This window comes from Kitasatospora sp. NPDC059571 (genome assembly GCF_042735675.1).
Classification (GTDB): domain Bacteria; phylum Actinomycetota; class Actinomycetes; order Streptomycetales; family Streptomycetaceae; genus Kitasatospora.
The window spans coordinates 1-2,874 of the sequence record NZ_JBHWBW010000691.1 but is presented as its reverse complement, the minus strand read 5'-3'; the positions used below and the strand labels follow the sequence as shown (position 1 = coordinate 2,874).

Sequence of the window (2,874 nt, the reverse complement as noted above, 5' to 3'; positions counted from 1 at the left end):
CCGGCCCCGCCCGGGCGCGGGCCCGGGCGGGGGCGCCCCGCCCCCCGGGCCGGCGGCCGCCCCCCCCGCCCCGGGGGCGGGGCCCGGGCGGCCCGGGCCCCCGCCGCTGGTCGAACTGCGGGTGCCGTTCAAGGTCGCGCGGGACGCGGTCGACGACGTCGAACGCGGCTCCAAGGACTCCGACTGGCAGCCCGTCAAGGACGCCGCACGCGCCATGGCCTTCGCCGAGGACCGGGCCGTCTTCGACGGCTACGCCGCCGCCGGCATCGACGGCCTGCGCAGCCGCAGCTCCCACCCGGTGCTCACGCTGCCGGCCGAGCCGCACGACTACCCGGACGCCATCAGCCACGCGCTGTCGACGCTGCGCCTCGCCGGCGTCGGCGGACCGTACGCGCTGCTGCTGGGCGCCGACGCCTACACCGCCGTCAGCGAGACGTCCGACCACGGCTATCCGGTGGCGGCGCACATCGACCGCATGCTCGACGGCCGCCTGCTCTGGGCCCCGGCGCTGGAGGGCGCCTTCCTGCTGTCCACCCGCGGCGGGGACTACGAACTGCGGCTCGGCGAGGACCTGGCGATCGGGTACACCGCGCACGACGCGGCGCAGATCGAGCTGTACTTCCGTCAGACCCTGACCTTCCTCACGTACACCGACGAGGCGGTCGTGGCGATGACCGCGTGACCCCTCGGCCCGGCCCGCCACCACCACAGGAGCAGCAATGAACGGCGAACCCGAACCGATCAGCCCGGAGGCGCGCCGGGCGCTCGCGCAGGAGCTCGGCGACCTGCAGGCGGAACGCGAGAGCGTCGCCGAGACCCTGCAGGTCACGGACTCGGCGGGGGACCGGGCCGACCAGGCCGACGAACTCCAGCGCGCCAGCGAGGTGGCCCGCCTCGACGCCCGGATCGCCGAGATCACCACGCGCCTCCACCAGGCGGACCTCGCGGGCCGCCCCCGCACCGACGCGGTCGGCGTGGGCAGCACCGTCACCGTCCGCTTCGCCGACGGCACCACCGAGACGGTCCAGATCGGCGAGGTCGCCAACGAGCTGGAACAGACCTCCGTCACCGCCGACAGCCCCCTCGGCCGCGCCCTCCTCGGCCGCCGCCCCGGCGAGACGGTCCACTACGACACTCCGGAGGGCTCCGCGAGCGCAACGGTGGACTCCATCACCTGACGGCCGAGCAGGGCCGTGCGACCCTGTTCGTCGAGGGAGCGCCGGTGCGGGGGGGAGAATCGGAGCACCGAGCGAGGAGGGTGCCATGGCGACGGCGCAGCAGTGGATCGAGTGGCTGGGGCTGGAACCGCATGTCGAGGGCGGGTACTTCCGGCGGACGTTCCAGGCGGACCACCGTGCGCAGGTGCCCACGCCGGGTGGTGACCGCTACACCGTCACGTCCATCCACTACCTGCTGACCCACTGGTCGCCGGTCGGGCACTGGCACCTCAACCAGTCCGACATCCTGCACTTCCACCACCACGGCGACCCGATCACGTACCACCTGCTCCACCCGGACGGCCGCGCGGAGACCGCCGTGCTCGGCCAGGAGCCGGACCGGGGGCAGCTCCTCAGTCTCGCCGTCCCCGGCGGTGTCTGGAAGGCCTCCCACCTGACCGCCGGGGACCACGGGCTGATCAGCGAGGCGGTGGTGCCGGGGTTCGACTACGCCGACATGACCCTCGGTCGGGTGGAGGACCTGCTGCAGCGGTTCCCCGGCCACGAGGAGCTGATCCGCCGGTACTGCCGCGCGGCCGGACCCGGCTGAGAGGGCGACCGATTCACCCGGATGCGCCGGTACGGCCTCCGTGGCGGCGTCCGCACGGACGGGTCTCCTGGAGGGGCACGGACCGAGGAGGGTGCCGGATGCTGTTGGCGGACAGGAACGCCGTGATCTACGGCGGCGGCGGGGCGATCGGGAGCGCCGTGGCGCGGGCCTTCGCCCGCGAGGGCGCGCGGGTGCACCTGGTGGGCCGTACCCGGGCACGTCTGGACCGCGTGGCCGACGAGATCCGTGCCGCGGGCGGTGCCGCCGAAACGGCCGTGCTGGACGCGCTCGACGAGGCGGCCGTGGACCGGCACGCCGACATGGTGGCCGAGCGGTTCGGCGGGATCGACATCTCGTTCGACCTGATCTCGTTCGGGGACGTGCACGGCACCCCGCTGGCCGAGATGTCGCCGGAGCTGTTCGAACGCCCGGTGGTGAACGCCGTGCGCTCGCTCTTCCTGACCGCGCGGGCGGCCGCCCGGCACATGGTCCCCGCGGGATCAGGAGTGATCCTGACCTTCGGCGGGGACGGCGGCCGCGAACCGATCCGGGACTACTTCATCGGCGGCTTCCAGGTGGCGCTGGAGGCGATGGGCACGCTGCGCCGCCAGCTGGCCGCCGAACTCGGCCCGCACGGCATCCGGGTGGTGACCCTGCACACCGGCGGAATCCCGGACACCATCCCGGCGGCGGAGCCGGGCCGGGAGGCGATCACCGCGATGATCGTGCGCAAGACCATGCTCGGCCGGGCGGCGACCCTCGATGACGTCGGCAACGTCGCTGCGTTCCTCGCCTCGGACCGTGCCGCGAGCATCACCGCCGCGTCGGTCAACATGACCTGCGGAGCCGTCGCGGACTGACGGCCGCCCGACGGCCCGCCGGACGCAACGCGACCCCCGCCGGGCAGCGTCGGGGCGGTCGGATCGGCACGGGGTGGCGTCAGGGAGGTGTCAGGAACGCGGTGCAGCCCGACAAGGGGGCGTCAAGATCGGCGGAGTGGCCAGCCGGGGCCTGAGAGACATCTCAGGGGGCTATTGAGTCAAGCAGCAGCCGTGATTGATGACGTGACGGAGGAGGTGAAGGCATGGTTCTCGTCGAACAGCTGGC

Annotated in this window: 4 protein-coding genes; all 4 read left to right on the top strand. The window is 73.8% G+C overall.

The window, feature by feature from the left end:
• A partial coding sequence (locus ACFV0G_RS37890; RefSeq protein WP_380557944.1) for a family 1 encapsulin nanocompartment shell protein occupies window positions 1–682 on the top strand: 682 nt, incomplete at its 5' end.
• A gap of 37 nt (window positions 683–719) precedes the next feature.
• On the top strand, window positions 720–1,178 hold the full coding sequence (locus ACFV0G_RS37885) for a GreA/GreB family elongation factor (RefSeq protein ID WP_380557941.1): 459 nt from the start codon (window positions 720–722) through the stop codon (window positions 1,176–1,178).
• 85 nt (window positions 1,179–1,263) lie between these two features.
• The gene (locus tag ACFV0G_RS37880) at window positions 1,264–1,767 is read left to right on the top strand and encodes a cupin domain-containing protein (RefSeq protein ID WP_380557938.1); all 504 of its coding nucleotides are present in this window, start codon (window positions 1,264–1,266) and stop codon (window positions 1,765–1,767) included.
• A 98-nt stretch (window positions 1,768–1,865) separates the two neighbouring features.
• Window positions 1,866–2,627, top strand: a complete 762-nt coding sequence (locus ACFV0G_RS37875) for an SDR family NAD(P)-dependent oxidoreductase (protein ID WP_380557935.1) — start codon at window positions 1,866–1,868, stop codon at window positions 2,625–2,627.
• The last annotated feature ends 247 nt before the right edge of the window (window positions 2,628–2,874 follow it).